Genomic DNA, 19,466 nt, shown 5'->3' with positions numbered 1-19,466 from the left:
CACCCATGGAAGGAACACGACACCCCATGGCAACACGCACCCGCACCCGTACCCTGGGCCGTATCGGCAAGGCCCTGCTGCCCCCCGCCCTCGCGCTCGGCGCCACCATCGGCCTCGCCTCCGCCCCCGCCTCGGCCGCCGTCTGGAACTCCTGCGACCAGTGGGGCAACACGAGCCTCAACGGCTACACGCTCTACAACAACATCTGGGGCTCCGGCGCCGGCAGCCAGTGCATCTGGGCCAACTCCGGCACCAACTGGGGGGTGTGGGCCAACCACCCCAACACCGGCGGCATCAAGTCGTACCCCAACTCCAAGAAGGTGATCAACAAGACGATCACCTCGCTCGGCTCGCTCAACAGCAACTACAACGTCACGGTCCCGTCGTCCGGCGCGTACAACACGTCGTACGACATCTGGGACACGGACTACGACTACGAGATCATGCTCTGGGTCAACTACAACGGAGCCGTCGGCCCGCTCGGCACCTCGCAGGGCACGGTGACGCTCGGCGGCCACACCTGGACCGTCTACAAGGGCAACAACGGCGCGAACGAGGTCTTCTCGTTCCTGCGGACCTCCGACTCCAGCTCCGGCAGCGTCCAGATCCTCCCCATCCTGAAGTGGATCAAGGACACCAAGGGCTGGATGGGCAACGAGACCATCGGTGACGTGCAGTTCGGCTTCGAGGTCACCTCGTCGTCCGGCGGCCTGGACTTCGCCACCAACAACCTGACCGTCAGCAGCAGCTGACGTTCGACGGGGGTTGAGCCGTACAGAGGCCAGAGAGCCGGTGCCGTGCCCCCATGCGGCACCGGCTCGGGTCCCGCTACGCCCCGGCCTGAGGCGTCAGCCGGATCAGCAGCACGCCGGGGGTGCGCGGCAGCGACACCCGCAGTTCGCCGGTGTCCGGGTCCCAGACCGCCGCCGACTCCGCCCGCGCTGCGGACGGATGCAGGATCTCCGCTCGGACGGGGCCGCCATGGTCCGCCAAGTGCGCTACAGGCAGCCGCACTTCGGAGTCACCACCGCGCCGCCACACCGAGAGGTACGACGGTCCGCCCGGCACCCGCAGCCCCAGCGCCGGCCACTCGTCCGTCCACCCCGGCATACCGAGCGGCCAGAACGGCACCGCACACGCCAGATCGCCGCGGATCGACTTGTACGTGTCCACCGCGTCCCGCACGAGACGGAGTTGACCCTCCGTCATGCGGTCGAGGTGGCCGGAGAGGTGCATGCGGCCCAGGAGCGCCCCGCCGAGGATGAAGGTGATCAGGCCGTCGTCGTGGTCCGGCTGGGGGTAGGCCCAGACGGCGCCCTGCTCCGGCGGTACCGCCGTGGGCGCGGCGGCGGCGATCGGCGGGTAGCGGAGGGGGTCCTGTTGGTCGCTGGTGGACTGGAGCTGGGCGACGGCCAGGGTGGCGCCGTCCATGCGCATACCGCCGGAGGCGCAGTTCTCGATCACCAGCCGCGGGTAGCGGTCCAGGACGCCGGAGAGCCAGTCCAGGTAGGCGTGGGCGTGGCCGAGGAGGCCGGCGCCGGGGGAGAGGTCGCCGGGGCCGCTGGTGCCGGGGTCGATCACGATGTTGTAGTCGAGCTTCAGATAGCCCACGCCCCAGTCGCCGACGAGGCGGTCCACCGTCTTGTCGAGGTGGGCGCGGGCGGCCGGGTGGCGCAGGTCGAGCTGGTGGCGGCCCTGTTCGCTCAGACGTACACCGTCGCGCTGGAAGAAGGCCTCCGGCGGGAGCTCGGCCGCGACCGGGCTGCGGACACCGACGACCTCCGGCTCCAGCCACAGCCCGGGCACCATGCCACGTTCCCGGATCCGGTCCAGTACGGCCCGGATGCCGCCGCCGGCTCCTTCGCCGGGGAAGCGGCGCGGCGACGGCAGCCAGGCGCCGACGCCGTCCCACCAGCCGCCGTCCACCGAGTCGTCGTACCAGCCGGAGTCGACACAGAAGTACTCCGCGCCCGCGTCCGCCGCCGCGTCGATCAGCGGCAGCAGCTTCTCGGTCGTGGGGTCGCCCATCAGCGTGTTCATGTAGTCGTTGAAGACGACGGGGAGCGTGACATGGTCGGGGTGCGGGCGGCGGACGGCCCGGCGGTACACGGTCAGAGCCCCCAGCGCCTCGTCGAGCCCCGAGCCGCCTCCAGAACCGTGCCCGGCCCCGAGAGCCAGCGCGGCCGGCACAGTCGTGAACTCCTCGCCCGGCGCCAGCCGTACCCGCCACTGGTGCTCGGCGTCGGTCGGGCCGTTCACCGCCAGGTAGGTGCCGTGCGCGCGTTCCCCCAGGTCCCAGCGCCATCCGGCCGGCGACTCCACCTGCCAGACCCACGCGCGGCCCCCGCTCCCACCCCGTTCCGTGAGCGCCCCCATCGCCAGATGCCCGTCGCTCGGCCAACTGCCCCGCCCGGTGAGGGCGAGCGCGGCCCGGCTGTCGTGCTGATGGACGTCCACGCTGATGTCGGCGACGGTGTCGCGCAGCGGCTCGGCATACCAACGGCATTCCGCGAGCCAGTCGTTGCGCGCCCGATGCACGTCGAGGGCGCCCGGGGAGGGGAGTCCGCCGAGGAGGAGGCTGCTGACGGACTGGACGACGAGGGGGTCCGTGCCTTCGTTGCGGAGCCGCACCCGGGAACGCAGGACGGCCACCCCGGTGGGGGAGGACAGCTCGACGAGGGCAGTCAACCCGCTTGCCGTGTCGTGGAGTTCGACGGTCAGCCGTTCCCAGTCGGCGCCACTGTCACAGCGGTGACCCCGGTACGCGAGCCGCGCCCCGAAGGCCGTACCGGTGAAGCGGGGCCCCGACCACCCGCTGCCCTGCCCGAACGCGGTCAACTCGACGAGGGGAAGGGCTGCTTCAGGGTCGGCCGTATCACCGGAGGGGCCCAGCCGGACCAGCCGCAGCGTTCCGTCGGCGGCCGTCGCGAACGCGGTCTCGATCGCCGGATGCCCCCAAGTGAACGCCGCCTTCGCGGAGTTGGGGCCAGTGCCGCTGTCCGTCAGGTCACGTCCGCCGAAGTCGCTTGCGCCCGAGTCCAAGGTCGCTTCCCCTCCTGAGCCGTCCCGTCCGTGCGCGCTCCACCGCCGGAGGCGCCCGCGTGAATCCCTCGTTACGTTCTCTTGACGCCCTCTGTGTGACCGGTCACAATCCTGGCATGAATGTGACCGGTCACACAAGGCGCCCGGCGAGCATCCGGGACGTCGCGACCGCCGCCGGGGTCTCGTACCAGACCGTCTCCCGGGTGATCAACGGCCACCCCAGCGTCAAGCACACGACGCGGGAGCGGGTGCTGGCGGCCATCGACGAGCTGGGGTTCCGGCGGAACGCCACCGCGCTCGCGCTGGCCAGCGGCCGTAGCCGGGCCGTGACCGTGCTGACCGCCAACACCACGCACTACGGCTACGCCTCGATCCTCCAGGGTGTCGAGGAGGCGGCGCGCGCGGCGTCGTACGCGGTCGGGATCGGTGTCCTCGAATCGGCGGACGAGGCCGCCGTCGCCGCCGAGGTGCAGCGGGCGGCGGACGCGGGCGGCGGGCTGATCGTGATCGCCTACGATCCGGCCGGGGTGGCGGCCCTCGGGGCGGTCCCCGCCGAACTACCGGTGGTCGGCGTCGTCGAGACCCCCGCGACCACGCCCGACGGCGACCGCCCCTGGGTGTGGACCGACGACCGCGAGGCCGCCTACGAGGCGACCCGCCATCTGCTCTCCCTCGGCCACGAGACCGTGCACTACGTCGCGATCCCGTCCAGCACACGGCGGACCAGCGCCGCCCGTACCACCGGCTGGCGGCAGGCGCTGCGCGAGGCCGGAGCGCCCGAACCCCGTCCGCTGCAGGGGAGTTGGGGCCCGGCGGGCGGCCACGCGGCCGGGTCGAAGCTGGCCGCGGACCCGTCCGTGACCGCGATCCTCTGCGGCAACGACGACCTCGCCCTCGGTGTGCTGCGCGCGCTGCACGAGGCGGGGCGGTCCGTGCCCGGCGAGGTGAGCGTCGCCGGGTTCGACGACGCCCCGCACTCCGCCTATCTGACCCCGTCCCTGACGACCGTGCGCCTGGACTTCACGGGCCTCGGCCGGGCCGCGTTCGCCCTGCTGCACGGGGTGGTGGAGGAGTCCGCGCAGATCGCTCCGCACCCCGTCTCCGTACCGGAACTGGTGGTGCGGGAGAGCGCGGGGCCGCCGCCCGCCAAGACCTGAACGCCCCGTACGAGCACAGCTGTTCCGCATCTCGCCCTGCCCTGAACCACCTGTTCTCGAAAGGCACGCGATGAAGACAAGAGCTCTCCCGACGCTGGCCCTCATCTGCGCCCTCGGCCTGGCCGCCACCGCGTGCAGCGATCCCACGGCGGGGACCTCCGGCGCGGACACGGACACGAAGAACGCGGCCGTCGACCCCACCGCCCGCCTCGACGGCGTGAAGCTGACCATGTGGACCGCGCAGAACACGGTGAACGCGCCCCAGCAGGTCATCGACGCCTTCGAGAAGGCCACCGGCGCCGAGGTGGAGACCCAGGCGGTCCCGGACCTGTACGAGCAGAACGTGCCGACCAAGCTCGCCTCCGGCGACCGCCCCGACCTGATGTTCTGGCAGCCGTCCATCTCCACCCTCCCCTTCGTCCAGCCGCGGCAGAACCTCCTCACCCTCGACGGGGAGCCGTGGGAATCCAAGCTCGGCGACACCGAGAAGTCGCTCGGCATCATCGACGGCAAGCGGTACGCGGCGATCGTCACCAGCCCCGCCATGCTCGGCGTCTACTACAACAAGGACGTCTTCAAGCAGGCCGGCCTCGCCGAGAAGGACTTCCCGAAGTCGTACGACGAACTGCTGGCCCTCGGGCACACGGTCACCGACAAGACCGACGCGGCCGCCTTCTACGAGGCCGGCGGCGACAAGTGGCCCCTCCAGTGGCAGATGCAGGTGCAGCTCACCGACCTCGACAAGCAGTGGTGGGCGGACCTGAACGAGAACAAGGAGAAGTGGACCGACCCGGTCGTCGTGGGCGCGATCAAGAAGTACAAGGAGAAGCTGCTCGACGCGGGACTCGCCCAGAAGAACTACCGGACCGGCACCTTCACCGGGCAGGCCGACGCGCTGTGGAAGGGCGAGGCGGGCATGGTCCTCAACGTCACCTCCTTCCAGAGCCAGTTGCAGGCCAAGTACTCCACCGCGGAGATCGACGAGAAGATCGGCTGGTTCCCGATCGCCAACTCCGCCGCCACCGGCCTGTATTCGCCCGACCAGACCAACGGGGTCGTCGCCTTCAGGACCGGTGACGAGAAGCGGCAGAACGCGGCCCGCCAGTTCCTCGCCTTCTGGCTCGGCCCCGACTACGCCGACTACATCAAGGCGATGAAGATCCCGTCCGTACAGCCGTCCGTGCCCACCCCGGACGGGCTCCCGCAGACGTCGAAGGCCCAGGTCGCGGCGCTGCCCACCGCCATCGGCGTCTTCCAGGCCAAGGCGATCGTCGCCCCGGACACGCACCTCTACCTCGCCGACATGCTCTTCGACAAGAAGAGCCCGCAGCAGGTCGCCCAGGCCATCCAGGACCAGTTCGCACAGGTGGCGAAGGCCCAGGGCGCGCCCGGTTTCTGACCGGAGGGAGAGGCAGGGCCAGGGACAGACAGGGCTTCCGATGGCGGACACGGCCATACGTACGAACAAACAGGCACCCACGAGAGGCGAACCCCGGCGCGTGGGGCGGTTGCCCCGCGCCGCCGTGCACCACCCCTGGTGGTTCGCGCTCCCCGCGATCGTCGTCTTCGCGGGCTTCTTCCTGGTGCCCAACCTGCTCAACTTCTACTACCCGTTCACCAATTGGTCCTCCTACCACCCGGACATCGCCTTCACCGGCCTCGACAACTTCACGACCATCGCCGACGACGGCACCCTCGTCCGCGCGATCCGCACCACCCTGCTGTACGCCCTGCTCGCGGCGGTCTTCCAGAACGGCTTCGGGCTGGTCCTGGCCCTGCTGCTGGAGGACGACACCCGCTTCAACCGGATCTTCCGTGCCGTCTTCTTCCTGCCGGTGCTCATCTCGGCCCTCGCCACGGGCTACGTCTTCCAGGCGCTCCTCGACCAGGACGGCGCGGTCAACTCCGTGCTGGGCACGGACGTTCCCTGGCTGGGCTCCACGACCTGGACGCTCGTCGTCGTCACGCTCATCCACGGCTGGAAGTGGATGGGCCTGTCGATGCTGATCTATCTGGCGGGACTGAAGGGCATCCCGGGCGACATGCTCGAAGCCGCGCGCATGGACGGGGCCGGCCCCTGGCGGACCTTCTGGTCGGTGCGCTGGCCGATGCTCGCGCCGGCCCTCACCTTCAACGTCACCACGGCGCTCATCGGCTCGATGAACACCTTCGACATCGTGCAGGCCACCACCGGCGGCGGACCCGCCGCCTCCACGGAGGTCTTCAACATCTACATGTTCCGGATCTTCGGACAGGGCCTGTACGCCCAGGCCTCCGCGATGAGCCTGGTCCTCTTCCTGGTCGTGGTCGCCGTAGCGATCCCGCTGGTCATCGGGTTGCGGCGAAGGGAGCAGCTGCTATGAGTACGGTGATGTGGCGATACGGCCGCCCGGCCCTCGTCCTCCTCATCGCCGGGCTCGCCGTCGGCGTCCCCCTGTGGCTGGTCCTCGTCACCTCCGCCAAGCCGCAGGCGGAGGCCATCGAGCCGAACCTGGACCTGCCGGAGCACTGGCAGCCCGGCACCAACTACAAGGACGCCGTCGCCCAGGGCGAGATGCTGCGCGGCCTCCTCAACTCCCTGCTCGTCGTGGTCCCTTCGGTGGTCCTCGTGCTGATCCTCGGCGCGGGCGCCGCCTGGGTCTTCGCGCGCCGCAAGTCCAAGCTGGTCTCGGCGGCGTACGCGCTGTGCATCAGCGGACTGCTGCTGCCACCGGCCGTCATCACCATCGTGATGGAGCTGCGGCAGCTCGGTCTGGCGGGCACCCGGCCCGGAATGATCGCCGTCTACACCGGGATGTACCTCTCCACGTCGATCTTCTTCATGACGGGCTTCATCCGCGCCATCCCCGTGGAACTGGAGGAAGCGGCCCGGATCGACGGGGCGAAACCGTTCCGGATCTTCGCGCGGATCGTCCTTCCGCTCCTCAGGCCGGTCATCGCCACCGCGACGATCATGGTGATGCTCTACGCCTGGAGCGACATCTTCTACGCCTTCTTCGTCCTCGGCGGCGGAGACCGGGCCACCCTCCCGCTCAACCTCTACAAGGTCGCGAGCGCCCAGCTCTACCTCAACAACTGGCATCTCGTCTTCGCGTACGTCGTGGTGATGAGCCTGCCGATGGTCGCCGTCTTCCTCGTCGGCCAGCGAAAGATCGTGTCCGGAATCACCAGTGGAGCCGTCAAATGACTGGAGGTCCAACACAGTGAGCCCCCGCACCGGTACGAGATCCCGATCGAGAACCGCCCTGGTCACAGCACTACTTGGAGTCACCGCCATGGCAGGCACCCTCCCCGCCACCGGATCGTCCGCGGCGGCCTCCCCCACTCTCGACTTCGCTCGAGCGGGAGGTACCCCCATCGACCCGCAGCGCCTCACCGTCGACCTCTCCGCCTCCGAGGGCCCGGTGATGCTCGGCGCCAACGGCGCGCTGTACGGGCTCAGCGACGACGGGGTGCCCAGCGACGCGGCCCTCGCCCCCCTGAAGATCACCAGCATCTCGCAGAAGCCGGAGGGCGGCGCCCAGCACCCCAACGGCGACGCGCTGACCGTCTCCAAGTCGTTCTTCCGCAACGGCGGCGGCGAGATCAACGTGATGATGCAGGACATCTACGCCAAGTGGCCCTACGAGGACCTCGGCATCGACGACTACCTCCCCAAGGTCGACAAGATCGTCAAGGAGGTCGCGGCCGACCCGAACAGCGACCGCTTCGTCTACATCCCGTTCAACGAGCCCGACCAGATCTGGTACAAGCTCGACGTCGCCGACCAGGCGCAGTACGAGGTCAACCGCGACCGGTTCTTCCGGGACTGGAAGACGGTGTACGAGCGCATCCGAGCCATCGACCCGGACGCGCGGATCGCCGGCCCCAACGAGGCCGGCTACCACACCCGTCTGCTCACGGACTTCCTCACGTTCGCCAAGCGGGAGAACGTGCTGCCCCAGGTGATGACCTGGCACGAACTGGGCTCGGGTTCGCTCCGCGACTTCCAGGGCCACTACGACGACTACCGGTCCATTGAGCGGCGGTTGGGGATCGACCCGCTGCCGATCAACATCGACGAGTACGCCAACCGGCGTGACCTCTCCGTCCCCGGTCAACTCGTCCAGTGGGTCTCGATGTTCGAGCGGAACAAGGTGTACGCCAACCAGGCGTACTGGGACGCCGCCGGGAACATGGACGGCAACGTCGTCCGCTCCAACATCCCCAACGGCGGCTGGTGGCTCTTCCGCTGGTACGCCGGCCTGACCGGCGACACCGTCAAGGTGACCCCGCCGCAGGCCGACACCATCGACACCCTCCAGGGTCTCGCCTCCCTCGACGCCTCCCGCCGCCAGGCCCAGGTCCTGCTCGGTGGCTCCGCCGGCGACACGGACGTCGTCGTCCAGAAGGTCCCCCGGTCCCTCTTCGGCCGTACCGTCACCGCGACCGTCGCCGAGGCCGCCTGGTCCGGCTACGAGGGCCAGCACGCCACGCCGCGCGTCCTCGCCCGGACGAAGGTGCGGATCGCGGACGACGGCACGGTGACGGTCCCGCTGCGGGGCCTGCACAAGATGTCCGCGTACCGCGTCGTCCTCACCCCCGGCGGCTCCGGCACCCCCTCCGCCGTCTCCACCCCCTGGACCGGCTCCTACGAGGCCGAGGACGCCGCGATCACCGACGGCAAGGTCTACACCCAGGGCACCGTCAGCAACGCCAACGGCTACGCGGCCTCCGGCACCAAGGACGTCGGCTCGCTCAACCAGGCCACCAGCAAGGTCGACTTCACGGTGTCGGTCCCGAAGGACGGCACGTACGACCTGGCGATCCTCTACGGCAACCAGTCCGGGACCCCCGCCACCCAGAAACTGTTGGTCGACGGCGGCGACCCGGTCACCGTCACCTACCCCTCCACCGAGAACTGGACCTACCGCGCCAAGAAGGACCTCACCGTCCAACTCCCGGCGGGCACCCACCGGTTGACCCTCGCCAAGGGCGACGCCGAGGTCACCCTCGACCGCGTCGACCTCACCGCGCGCACCGGCGAGCCCGCCGCCTCGTACGAGGCCACGCTCGCGGACATCAGCGGCAAGCCGTCCTACGACTACTCCTCGTCGGCCGGTGTCGGCACCGGCGCGCTCGTGCTGCGCTCGGGCGACAAGGCGGTCTTCGACGTGTACGCCCCGCGCGACGGCTACTACCGGGTGGTGCCCCGGGCGTCGGCGCCGGTGAAGCTCGCCCTGCACGGCCAGTCGGTGGCGGCGGTGCCCGGCCGGCCGCTGCGGCTGTACCTGGTCGCGGGCAACAACCGGGTCGAGGCGACCGCCAAGCACACCGCCGTCCGCTCCCTCGACGTCTCGGGCGACGGCTCCACCTCGGGCGTCCTGTCCTACGAGGGCGCCGAGGCCACCCTCGCGGGCGGCGCCAAGCTCGTCGACTCGGTGTACGCCTCCGCCGGCTCGTACATCGGCTGGCTCGGCAACAGCCCCGACAGCACCGCCGAGTTCACCGTGGACGCGCCGGCCTCCGGCCGCTACGTGCTGGTCGTCCACTACGCGCACAACGACCGCCGGGACAACGGCCACGCCTACAACACGGACATCATGTCCCGCACGGCGGACATCACGGTCGGGACCGGCGCCCCGCGGAAGGTCACCTTCAAGAACACCTGGAGCTGGGACGACTACTGGACGGTCGGCGTCCCTGTCGACCTGAAGAAGGGCGCCAACAAGGTGACCTTCGCGAACGCGGGCGCGTGGGCGCCGAACATCGACCGGATCGAGGTGGGCCGGGTCATCGGCTAGGGCCTGTCGTTTGGATCATGCCGACTTCGGGTTGCGGTGCCTGGTGACTGCCGGTGAGCGGGGCGTGGTGCGTGCAGCTGCAAGGCGGAGGAGGGCGTCAACGCGGAGCGTTGGCAACCGACGACAACGCCGCAGATGCGCGTGCCACGCCCCGCGGCCCAGGCGTGATCCAAACGACAGGACCTAGGACGCCCGGCACGGGCCGGCTCCGCGCGGGTGCGGAGCCGGCCCGTGCCGTACGGGTTCAGGCCGGGTCGACCTCGGCCCGCAGGGCGTTGTACTCCGTGAACGCCGACGCGACGTCCTCGCGGGTGAGCCCGTAGCGGGCCAGGTCGTAGCGGTGGGGGCGGGAGCCCTTGAGGCCGGTGGCGACCTCGGGGAGCCGGGCGGCGTCGGCGTCGGTCCAGCGGGCGCCGACGGCGTCGTACAGCTTCGGGGCGCCCGAGGCCGGGTCGGAGCCGAGCCAGGAGTACGGCACGTCCACCACAGCCTCGCGCGGGATGCCGGCACGGGCCGCGAGACCGCGTCGCACGGAGCGGCTCAGCAGGTCGAGCCAGGTGGCGCCGAGGTGGTTCAGGTCGACCGTGCGGCGGGAGAGGACCATGCCCACCTCGACCAGGCTGCAGAACGAGGCGACGGCGGTCGCCGGGTCGCGGTGCGTCCACACGAGCGTGGCGTCGGGGAACACGGAGAACAGCGCGTCGAGGTTGCCGGTGTGGAAGGGCGACTTCAGGATCCAGCGGCGGCGCGGGCGGCCGTACTGGAGCACCTGGAAGGCCTGCTTGAGGTGGCGGTAGTCGGGGACGAAGTCCCGCTCGAAGTGCCAGGCGTGGTACGCCGGTATGTGGGCCTGGGACAGCGGCACCAGGGCGTGCGGCAGGAGGAAGGTGCACTCCTCCGGGCCCTCGGCCGTCATGGGGTGGATCTCGCGGAAACGCGGGGCGAGCCTCTGGGTGCCGCCGAGCATCCGGCGCGCGGACGTGATCGCCTTCTGCCGCTGCTGGGGCGAGGGTTCGAGGCCGGGCGCGAGCAACTCCCACAGCTGCGGGCAGCGGTGCTCGTCCGAGAGGGACAGCACACCGTGGGTGAGGGTGGTGGCGGTGCGCGGCAGACCCACCACGAACACCGGCCGCTCGACGGTCTCCCGCTCGATGGCCGGGTTCTCGGCGATCAGCCGCCGGATCCGGGCCCGGTTGGTGAGATGCCGGCGCACATGGGCCTGCGCGGACTGCCAGCCGACCGGAGACAGGCCGTCGTCCCGAGCCCACTCCCGCAGCAGGAACCGGAAGCCGTCGACGAACCACTCGTCCCCCTCCGCCTGCCCGGCCTTGGCGACGATCCGGTCGAAGACCCGGTCGGGGTCGCGCCGGGAGCCGAGTGCCGGCCGGAGTAAGAGATTGGCCAGGGTCAGGGAGAGGGGGACAGGAGTGGAGGACACGGCTCGAGCTTCCTTCCGGGCGCGGGCGCGGGCGCGGGTGCGGGTGCGGGTGCGGGTGCGGTCGGCGCCTGCCCGGGTGGTGCGGGCGCCGCTGATCATCCTGCCGCCGCGGCGGCCTCCCGCGTCTGCCGGGGTGCCGGCCCGCCCGCCCCGTCGCCGTACCGCGTCCGCAGCTCCGACAGCACACCGGACGCCGCCGCGGTGAGCGGCACCGCGAGGAGCATGCCGAGGATGCCGGCGATGGAGGCGCCCGCCGTCAGGGCCAGCAGGATCGCCGCCGGGTGCATCTGCACGGTCCGGCTGTGGATCATCGGCTGGAGCACGTTCCCTTCGAGGATCTGCACCGCGAAGACGACGCCGACCGCCCACAGAGCCGTCACCAGACCGCGGTCCGCGAACGCGACGAGGATCGCCACCGCGCCCGACAGGAACGCGCCCAGATACGGGATGTACGCGCCGACGAACACCAGCGCGCCGAGGCCGACGGCGCCCGGCACCTGGAGGATCAGCAGGCCGACGGCGATACAGACGGCGTCGATGAAGGCGATGAGCGTCGTCCCGCGCATATAGCCCTCGATCGCCCGGAACGCGCGCCGGGCCATCACCTCCAGGGTGTCACCGGTGCCGCGCGGCGCGAGCGTGTGCAGGGACGCCACCGCCTTGTCGGAGTCCCGCAGGAAGAAGAACATCAGCAGCATCGCCAGGATCGCCATCGTGGCGAACTCACTGACCGCGCTGACCCCGCTGAGCACCCCGGAGGCCGCGGTGCCGCCGAACTTCGACAGCAGTTCCTTCGCGTTCTTCGCCAGGTCGTCCAGCGACGTCCCCGCCAGCCCGAACTCGTCGCTGAGCGACTTCGCCGCGTCCCGCAGCGAGGAGATGATCTGATCACCGGTGTCGATCAGCGCGGCCACCACGATGTACGCGGCCCCGCCCATCACCACGATCACGGCCGCACAAGTGAGCCCGGCGGCAAGGGACTTGTTGAACTTCATCGCGACCAGCCGCCGGTGCAGCGGGCCGAGCAGCGCCGTACCGAGCAGCGCGATCAGCACCGGCGTGACCGCGGTCTGGAACGTCACGCAGATCCACACGCCCACGGACACGACACCGGTCACCAGCAGTATGAGCGCGCTCCACCCGGCGATGTGCCGCGCGGGCCCCGGCAGGAAACCACGGGGGACGACCGCCGCCGGAGGGGCGACCGGCCTCGGCGCGTCGAGGTACGCGCCGGTCGTGCGTATCGTCGTCCGCGTCCGGTGGACGGGTCTGCGTGCGGCCCCGCCCCGACGGCCCGGCCGCCCCCCGCGCGTCGCGCGAGGGTCTCCCGTACGGCTGTTCATCCCCGGTCATCTCCACTCACTCAGAGGTCGCGCACACCCCTGAAGATCATGGGATGGCCGTGGCGCCATAGCGTAGACCCGGCCGACGAACGGCGATCGGGCCGGTCCGCCGCTCCACCACCACATCGCCACCTTCAGCCCGACGAAGAGCTGCGGCAGCGCACCGGGGAACCGGAACCGCAGGAACGTCCGCGTCCGCAACGACCGGGCGACTTCGGCGAGTTCGACGGGCGTCGAGGTCAGCGCGGTGACCACCGCCGTCACGCCCCACCGCCGTCACACCCCACTGCGGGCAATCGTGCCGCTGGGGCGATGGGGGAGGGTGGGCGCAGCGGCACCTCGTAACCGCCGAGCCGCAGAACCCCACCCGGCCCACCCCCACGCCGGGGCCTACTCGGCGATCGGCAAGGACACCCCGTCCCGCAGAAACACCGGAATCCGATCCAGCGGAGCATCCACGGTCACCGACCGACCACCCTCATACGCCTCCCCGGTCCACGCGTCGGCCCACCGCGCCCCCGCCGGAAGGTAAACCGTCCAACGCGTCACCCCCGCCTCCAGCACCGGCGCCACCAGCACATCCCGCCCGAACAGATACGCGTCGTCGACCGACCAGGCCCGCTCGTCCTCGGGGAACTCCAGGAACAGCGGCCGCATCACCGGCAGCCCCTCCTCATGGGCCTCCCGCATGACCCGCAGCACATACGGCTTCAACCGCTCCCGCAGCCGCAGATACCGCTCCAGGATCGCCCCGGCCTCCTCCCCGTACGACCAGACCTCGTTGGGCCCACCGGTCATGGCCGGTCCCAGCGGCATTCCGGGCTCCCGGAAGCCGTGCAGCCGCATCAGCGGGGAGAACGCCCCGAACTGGAACCAGCGCACCATCACCTCGCGGTACGCCGGATCGTCGGGGTCGCCGCCGTGGAAGCCGCCGATGTCGGTGTTCCACCAGGGGATACCGGACAACGCGGTGTTGAGCCCCGCCGCGATCTGCCGGCGCAGGGTGGGGAAGTCGGTCCCGATGTCACCGGACCACAGCGCGGCGCCCCACCGCTGACTGCCCGCCCACGCCGAACGGTTGAGGGAGACGATCTCGTCCTCGCCGGTCGCCTTCAGCCCCTCGTAGAAGGTGCGCGCGCTCTCGGCCGGGTAGATGTTGCCGACCTCCAGGCCGGGTCCCGCCCAGTAGCGCAGGTTCTCCTGGAAGCCCGGCTTGATCTCCGGCTCGCAGGCGTCCAGCCAGAACGCCTTGATGCCGTACGGCTCCAGGTAGTTCTCCTTCACGCGCGACCACACGAACTCGCGCGCCTCGGGGTTCGTCGCGTCGTAGAAGGCCACCTGGACCGTCGACGCTACCTCCTTGTCCGGCCAGTCGGCGTGCGCCATCGGGCCGTACTGCGTGCCGATGAAGTAGCCGCGCTGCTCCATCAGGTGGTGGTTCTCGCTCAGCGGCGAGACCGACGGCCACACGGACACCACCAGCCTGATGCCCAGCTCGTCCAGCTCACGGACCATGGCCGCCGGGTCGGGCCACTCGGCGAGGTCGAACTTCCACTCACCCAGATGCGTCCAGTGGAAGAAGTCGCAGACGATGACGTCGATGGGCAGGCCGCGCCGCTTGTACTCCCGGGCCACGGCGAGGAGTTCGTCCTGTGTGCGGTAGCGCAGCTTGCACTGCCAGAAGCCGGCCGCCCACTCCGGCAGCATCGGCGTACGGCCCGTCGCCGCGCTGTAGCGGCGTTGCGCGTCGGCCGGGTCGCCCGCGGTGATCCAGTAGTCGATCTGCCGGGCCGAGTCGGCGACCCAGCGGGTGCCGTTGCCGGCCAGCTCGACGCGGCCGATCGCCGGGTTGTTCCACAGCAGGGTGTAGCCGCGGCTGGAGGTGAGCACCGGGATGCCGACCTCGGCGTTGCGCTGGACCAGGTCGAGGACCAGGCCCTTCTGGTCGAGCCGCCCGTGCTGGTGCTGCCCGAGGCCGTACAGCTTCTCGTCGTCGTACGCGGCGAAGCGCTGCTCCAGGCGGTGGTAGCCGTTGCCGACGGCGGTGTAGAGGCGCGAGCCCGGCCACCAGAAGTGGGCGCGGGCCTCGGACAGCAGCTCGCCGCCGTCGGCGGTGCGCGTGTAGCGGATCAGGCCCTCGGCGTCGACCTCGACGGTGAGCGCGCCGACGGTCAGCCGTCCCGTCCCGTCCTCGATCTTGAGGCTGCTCTCGGTGCTCTCCGGCTCGTCGAGGAGGGCGCCCGGCAGCCCGTCGAGGACCGGGCCGCCGAGGCGGGCGCGGACCCGGACGGCGTCGGGCCCCCAGGGCTCGATCCGCAGGGTCTCCTGGCGTCCGCTCCACTCCAGGGCGCCGTCCCGCTCACGGAACGTGCCGACGGTGGGGGAGGACTGGGCGAGGCTGACCTCACCCGTCGGGGTGTGGTTCTCGGCAGGCTGATTCACGGGACGGCTCCTGGAAGGGAGGAGTGGCGGCACGCCCGGCTCGGCTCCGGTGGGCCGGACGGTGGAGTGGTGGCGGAAGGCGGGGACAGGGGGGCCGGGGAGGCGAGTCCCCGGCATCCGTTCGCGGCGGCGCGGCACCGCCTACCGGCTCGGTCGGCGGGCTCAGCCCGTGGCGGACAGCGGTCCCGTGCTCGCGCGGACCGTCAACTCGGGGGCGAGGAGCACCACTTCGTCGGTGTCGCGCCCCTCCAGCTTGGCGATCAGCTGCTCCACGGCCCGTCGGCCCATCTCCTGGGCGGGGATGGCGACGGAGGTCAGCCGTACCGAGGCCTGCACGGCGACCTGGTCCGGGCAGACCGCGATCACCGAGACGTCCTCGGGCACGGCCCGGCCCTGCTGCCGCAGCAGCGCTAGCAGCGGCTCCACCGCGGACTCGTTCTGTACGACGACCCCCGTGGTGCCCGGCCGTTCGTCGAATATCCGGGCCAGGGTCGCGGCCATCGCGTCGTAGCCGCCCTCGCAGGGGCGGTGCAGTACGCGCAGGCCCAACTCCCTTGCCCGGGAACGGAGTCCGTCGAGGGTTCGCTCGGCGAAACCGGTGTGCCGTTCGTAGACCGCGGGCGCCTCGCCGATGACAGCGATGTCGCGGTGGCCGAGCTTCGCCAGATGCTCCACGCACAGCGCGCCCGTCGCGCCGAAGTCGAGGTCGACACAGGTCAGGCCGCTGGTGTCGGCCGGCAGCCCGATGAGCACCGACGGCTGGTCGGTGCCGCGCAGCAGCGGCAGCCGCTCGTCGTCCAGCTCGACGTCCATCAGGATCATCGCGTCGGCGAGCCCGCTGCCCGTGACACGGCGCACCGCGTCGGGGCCCTCCTCGCCGGTGAGCAGCAGCACGTCGTAGCCGTACGTGCGGGCCGTGGTGGCCACGGCTATGGCGATCTCCATCATCACCGGGACGTACATGTCGGTGCGCAGCGGGACCATCAGGGCGACGATGTTCGACCTGTTGCTCGCCAGGGCGCGGGCCCCCGCGTTCGGGTGGTAGCCGAGCTCCTGGATGCTCCGCTCGACCCGCTGCCGGGTACCGGCGGAGATGGACCGCTTGCCGCTGAGGACATAGCTCACCGTGCTCGCCGAGACTCCGGCGTGCTGGGCGACCTCGGCGAGGGTGACCATCCAGCTCTCCAAGCGTGTTTAAGCGCTTCGACAGCGCACTTCTGTAGGACAAGGGCGAGTGAGGGTGGCTCGACAGTAGCTCGACGGTGGGTGGGTGTCCATAGGTTGTCGAAGCGCTTCGATAATTCGCCGTCGCCCAGAGGAGTGGGGGGATGGCTGAGTGACGGGTGCGGGTGCGGCGGGGGCCTTCGTTTCAAGGCGCCCGGTCCCCAGCTTAGAACCGGACGGCGGCCTTCGTGGCCTTCGGCGGCACCACCGTGGACCTCGGCTGAGAGCGGGCACGCGTCGGCCGAACGGCACGCGAGGGGTGGCGGGGTCATCCCGGATCGGGTACCAACGATCGAGTAGCACCCATCGGTAACCAATCAGGTACCCATGAGGTACAAGATCCCGATTCGCGGCGAGGTGAGCCTCATGTCCGCCCCACCCCTCAAGAAGCCCGTTGTCACAGAACGTGAGGCCCGCCAGGTGGCGGAGGCCGCCCGGGAGCAGGCCTGGCGCAAGCCCAGCTTCGCCAAGGAACTGTTCCTGGGCCGGTTCCGCCTCGACCTCATCCACCCCCACCCGCTCCCCACGGACGAGGCCGTCCGGCGCGGCGAGCAGTTCCTGGGCAAGCTCCGCGACTTCTGCGAGACGAAGGTCGACGGCGCCCTGATCGAACGTGAGGCCCGCATCCCCGACGAGGTGATCAACGGGCTCAAGGAACTCGGCGCCCTCGGCATGAAGATCGACCCCAAGTACGGCGGTCTCGGCCTCACCCAGGTGTACTACAACAAGGCGCTGGCCCTGGCGGGCTCGGCCAGCCCGGCGATCGGCGTGCTGCTCTCCGCGCACCAGTCGATCGGCGTACCACAGCCGCTGAAGCTGTTCGGCACCCCCGAACAGAAGGAGAAGTTCCTGCCGCGCTGCGCCCGCACCGACATCAGCGCCTTCCTCCTCACCGAGCCCGACGTCGGTTCCGACCCGGCCCGCCTCGCCACGTCGGCCGTGCCCGACGGGGACGACTACGTCCTCGACGGGGTGAAGCTGTGGACCACCAACGGCGTGGTCGCCGACCTCCTCGTCGTGATGGCCCGGGTGCCGAAGAGCGAGGGCCACAAGGGCGGCATCACCGCCTTCGTCGTGGAGACCGACTCGCCCGGCGTCATCGTCGAGAACCGCAACGCCTTCATGGGCCTGCGCGGCATCGAGAACGGCGTCACCCGCTTCCACCAGGTCCGCGTCCCCGCCGCGAACCGTATCGGCCCCGAGGGCGCGGGCCTGAAGATCGCCCTCACCACCCTCAACACCGGCCGGCTGTCGCTCCCGGCGTCCTGCGTGGCCGCCGGCAAGTGGTGTCTGAAGATCGCCCGCGAGTGGTCGGCGGCCCGTGAGCAGTGGGGCAAGCCGGTCGCCCACCACGAGGCGGTCGGGCAGAAGATCTCCTTCATCGCGGCCACGACCTTCGCCCTGGAAGCGGTCCTGGACCTCTCCTCCCAGATGGCCGACGAGGACCGTAACGACATCCGCATCGAGGGCGCCCTGGCCAAGCTCTTCGCCTCCGAGATGGGCTGGCGCATCGCCGACGAACTGGTCCAGATCCGCGGCGGCCGCGGTTTCGAGACGGCGGACTCCCTGCGGGCGCGCGGCGAACGGGCCGTACCCGCCGAGCAGGTCCTGCGCGACCTGCGCATCAACCGCATCTTCGAGGGCTCCACGGAGATCATGCACCTGCTGATCGCCCGCGAGGCCGTCGACGCCCACCTGTCCGTGGCCGGCGACCTCATCGACCCCGAGAAGTCGCTCTCCGACAAGGCGAAAGCGGGCGCGAACGCGGGCGTCTTCTACGCCAAGTGGCTGCCGAAGCTGGTCGCGGGCCCGGGCCAGCTCCCGCGCGCGTACGCCGATTTCCACCCCGCCGGACACCCGGACCTGTCCGGGCATCTGCGGTACGTCGAGCGCTCGGCCCGCAAGCTGGCCCGCTCCACCTTCTACGCCATGTCCCGCTGGCAGGGCCGCATGGAGACCAAGCAGGGCTTCCTGGGCCGGATCGTCGACATCGGCGCCGAACTCTTCGCGATGAGCGCGGCCGTCGTACGCGCCGAACTCCTGCGCACCACAGAGGGCCACGGCCGCGAGGCCTACCAACTCGCCGACGTCTTCTGCCGCCAGTCCCGCATCCGCGTCGAGGAACTCTTCGGCCGCCTGTGGAGCAACACCGACGACCTCGACCGCAAGGTGGTCAAGGGCGTACTCGGGGGCGCGTACGAGTGGCTGGAGCAGGGCGTGGTCGACCCGTCGGGTGAGGGCCCGTGGATCGCGGACGCGACACCGGGCGAGAGCAAGAAGGAGAACGTCCACCGCCGCATCCGGTGACTTCACAACTCCCCGCGCCCTGTCTTTCGGGGGCCGCGGGGAGTTGTGCGACCAGCCACAGAGGACCCGCGGTCGACATCCGGGCCCGCGGAGCGTCAGCAGTACTTGTCGCTGCCGTCCCGCGTGCTCCAGGAGCAGGCGTCCGCCTTCGACCCGTTCGACTTCAGCAGCGTCGCCGTGTCACTCGTGTTGTTCCAGACATAGGCCCTGCGGTTCTGGAACTTGTCGGTGGCCGTGTCCTTGCCCGCACCGGTGTGGACCTTGACGGTCTTCTTCGCCCCGATCTTGATGTTCAGGAACGTGTACTTGTGGTTCTGGGGGTCCTTCAGCACCCAGCCCTTCAGCGAGATCGCCTTGGAGCTCGTGTTCTTGAGCTGCACCCACTCACCGTTGAGGCTCACGTTCGTCCGCGTGTCCTTGCCGGGGCTGTCGAAGTACACGCGGTAGATGATCACGCCACCGGCGGCCTCGGCCGGGCTGCTCAGCAGCGTGCCGGTGAGAGCCACGGCTCCGGCGAGCGCGGGCAGGGCAGCGCGTATGCGCTTGTGCATGGAGATCCCCCCAGGATCCTCGTTCATGATCGTCGTCGTCCACCGACGATCAGCTGATACGACTTTCGGATCAGTCAGGGGAGAAGTCATATCACCCCGTCTTCACGCGTGCTTCACAAACGGAGAAAAGGCATCGTCAACGGCACATCGCACGAAGTGGGTCAACAAGGGGACGCGCG

At 70.4% G+C, this 19,466-nt stretch carries 13 protein-coding genes; 7 read left to right on the top strand and 6 right to left on the bottom strand.

Annotated elements, in window-relative coordinates; translation table 11 throughout:
- The first annotated feature begins 26 nt into the window (after nucleotides 1-26).
- The gene (locus JIX56_RS11915) at nucleotides 27-752 is read left to right on the top strand and encodes a glycoside hydrolase family 12 protein (protein ID WP_257540002.1); all 726 of its coding nucleotides are present in this window, start codon (nucleotides 27-29) and stop codon (nucleotides 750-752) included.
- Nucleotides 753-828: 76 nt separating this feature from the next.
- On the opposite strand, the gene JIX56_RS11910 is transcribed toward JIX56_RS11915, so the two are convergent.
- Complete coding sequence (locus tag JIX56_RS11910; protein WP_257550820.1) at nucleotides 829-3,006, bottom strand: alpha-galactosidase; 2,178 nt, start codon at nucleotides 3,004-3,006, stop codon at nucleotides 829-831.
- Between the two features lie 152 nt (nucleotides 3,007-3,158).
- Between JIX56_RS11910 and JIX56_RS11905 the strand changes: the two genes are divergently transcribed.
- The 5 genes from JIX56_RS11905 to JIX56_RS11885 all read left to right on the top strand — a co-directional run bounded on the left by JIX56_RS11905 (nucleotide 3,159) and on the right by JIX56_RS11885 (nucleotide 9,982).
- Nucleotides 3,159-4,199 carry a LacI family DNA-binding transcriptional regulator gene (locus tag JIX56_RS11905; protein WP_257540000.1) on the top strand — a complete coding sequence of 347 codons (1,041 nt, stop codon included), beginning with the start codon at nucleotides 3,159-3,161 and terminating at the stop codon, nucleotides 4,197-4,199.
- A gap of 70 nt (nucleotides 4,200-4,269) precedes the next feature.
- Nucleotides 4,270-5,598, top strand: coding sequence for an ABC transporter substrate-binding protein (locus tag JIX56_RS11900; protein ID WP_257539998.1), 1,329 nt, complete (start codon nucleotides 4,270-4,272; stop codon nucleotides 5,596-5,598).
- Between the two features lie 40 nt (nucleotides 5,599-5,638).
- On the top strand, nucleotides 5,639-6,562 hold the full coding sequence (locus JIX56_RS11895) for a carbohydrate ABC transporter permease (protein ID WP_257539996.1): 924 nt from the start codon (nucleotides 5,639-5,641) through the stop codon (nucleotides 6,560-6,562).
- On the top strand, nucleotides 6,559-7,386 hold the full coding sequence (locus tag JIX56_RS11890) for a carbohydrate ABC transporter permease (RefSeq protein WP_257539994.1): 828 nt from the start codon (nucleotides 6,559-6,561) through the stop codon (nucleotides 7,384-7,386). Before JIX56_RS11895 ends, JIX56_RS11890 begins: the two co-directional genes overlap by 4 nt.
- Nucleotides 7,387-7,474: 88 nt before the next feature.
- A complete protein-coding gene (locus JIX56_RS11885) occupies nucleotides 7,475-9,982 on the top strand; it encodes a CBM35 domain-containing protein (protein WP_257539992.1) in 2,508 nt (835 codons plus the stop codon).
- Nucleotides 9,983-10,226: 244 nt separating this feature from the next.
- Here the strand turns inward: JIX56_RS11885 and JIX56_RS11880 are convergent, their stop codons facing one another.
- The 4 genes from JIX56_RS11880 to JIX56_RS11865 form a co-directional block, all read right to left on the bottom strand.
- Nucleotides 10,227-11,420, bottom strand: a complete 1,194-nt coding sequence (locus JIX56_RS11880) for a sulfotransferase family protein (protein ID WP_257539990.1) — start codon at nucleotides 11,418-11,420, stop codon at nucleotides 10,227-10,229.
- A 95-nt stretch (nucleotides 11,421-11,515) separates the two neighbouring features.
- Nucleotides 11,516-12,763: an AI-2E family transporter gene (locus JIX56_RS11875; RefSeq protein ID WP_257539989.1), complete on the bottom strand. Its 1,248-nt coding sequence runs from the start codon at nucleotides 12,761-12,763 to the stop codon at nucleotides 11,516-11,518.
- A gap of 390 nt (nucleotides 12,764-13,153) precedes the next feature.
- Entirely contained in the window at nucleotides 13,154-15,205 is a 2,052-nt protein-coding gene (locus JIX56_RS11870) for a glycoside hydrolase family 31 protein (protein WP_257539987.1), read from the bottom strand.
- 162 nt (nucleotides 15,206-15,367) lie between these two features.
- Nucleotides 15,368-16,381 (bottom strand): LacI family DNA-binding transcriptional regulator, encoded by a 1,014-nt coding sequence (locus JIX56_RS11865; RefSeq protein WP_257539985.1) that lies wholly within the window; start codon nucleotides 16,379-16,381, stop codon nucleotides 15,368-15,370.
- 414 nt (nucleotides 16,382-16,795) lie between these two features.
- Here JIX56_RS11865 and JIX56_RS11860 point away from each other — a divergent pair, with 414 nt between their 5' ends.
- Complete coding sequence (locus JIX56_RS11860; RefSeq protein ID WP_257539983.1) at nucleotides 16,796-18,736, top strand: acyl-CoA dehydrogenase family protein; 1,941 nt, start codon at nucleotides 16,796-16,798, stop codon at nucleotides 18,734-18,736.
- Between the two features lie 95 nt (nucleotides 18,737-18,831).
- On the opposite strand, the gene JIX56_RS11855 is transcribed toward JIX56_RS11860, so the two are convergent.
- Entirely contained in the window at nucleotides 18,832-19,314 is a 483-nt protein-coding gene (locus tag JIX56_RS11855) for a lamin tail domain-containing protein (RefSeq protein ID WP_257539981.1), read from the bottom strand.
- Nucleotides 19,315-19,466 lie beyond the last annotated feature (152 nt).

The sequence above is a fragment of the Streptomyces sp. CA-210063 genome, from assembly GCF_024612015.1.
Lineage (GTDB): Bacteria > Actinomycetota > Actinomycetes > Streptomycetales > Streptomycetaceae > Streptomyces.
Note: the sequence above shows the minus strand (reverse complement) of the source record. Positions and strands in the feature narration are given on the sequence as shown.

Bases quoted from the DNA above. Each gene is read 5' to 3' on its own strand.
- JIX56_RS11865 (WP_257539985.1), bottom strand. From the start codon at position 16,381: ATGGTCACCCTCGCCGAGGTCGCCCAGCACGCCGGAGTCTCGGCGAGC.
- JIX56_RS11860 (WP_257539983.1), top strand. From the start codon at position 16,796: ATGTCCGCCCCACCCCTCAAGAAGCCCGTTGTCACAGAACGTGAGGCC.
- JIX56_RS11885 (WP_257539992.1), top strand. From the start codon at position 7,475: ATGGCAGGCACCCTCCCCGCCACCGGATCGTCCGCGGCGGCCTCCCCC.
- JIX56_RS11895 (WP_257539996.1), top strand. From the start codon at position 5,639: ATGGCGGACACGGCCATACGTACGAACAAACAGGCACCCACGAGAGGC.
- JIX56_RS11915 (WP_257540002.1), top strand. From the start codon at position 27: ATGGCAACACGCACCCGCACCCGTACCCTGGGCCGTATCGGCAAGGCC.
- JIX56_RS11890 (WP_257539994.1), top strand. From the start codon at position 6,559: ATGAGTACGGTGATGTGGCGATACGGCCGCCCGGCCCTCGTCCTCCTC.
- JIX56_RS11905 (WP_257540000.1), top strand. From the start codon at position 3,159: ATGAATGTGACCGGTCACACAAGGCGCCCGGCGAGCATCCGGGACGTC.
- JIX56_RS11900 (WP_257539998.1), top strand. From the start codon at position 4,270: ATGAAGACAAGAGCTCTCCCGACGCTGGCCCTCATCTGCGCCCTCGGC.
- JIX56_RS11875 (WP_257539989.1), bottom strand. From the start codon at position 12,763: ATGAACAGCCGTACGGGAGACCCTCGCGCGACGCGCGGGGGGCGGCCG.
- JIX56_RS11855 (WP_257539981.1), bottom strand. From the start codon at position 19,314: ATGAACGAGGATCCTGGGGGGATCTCCATGCACAAGCGCATACGCGCT.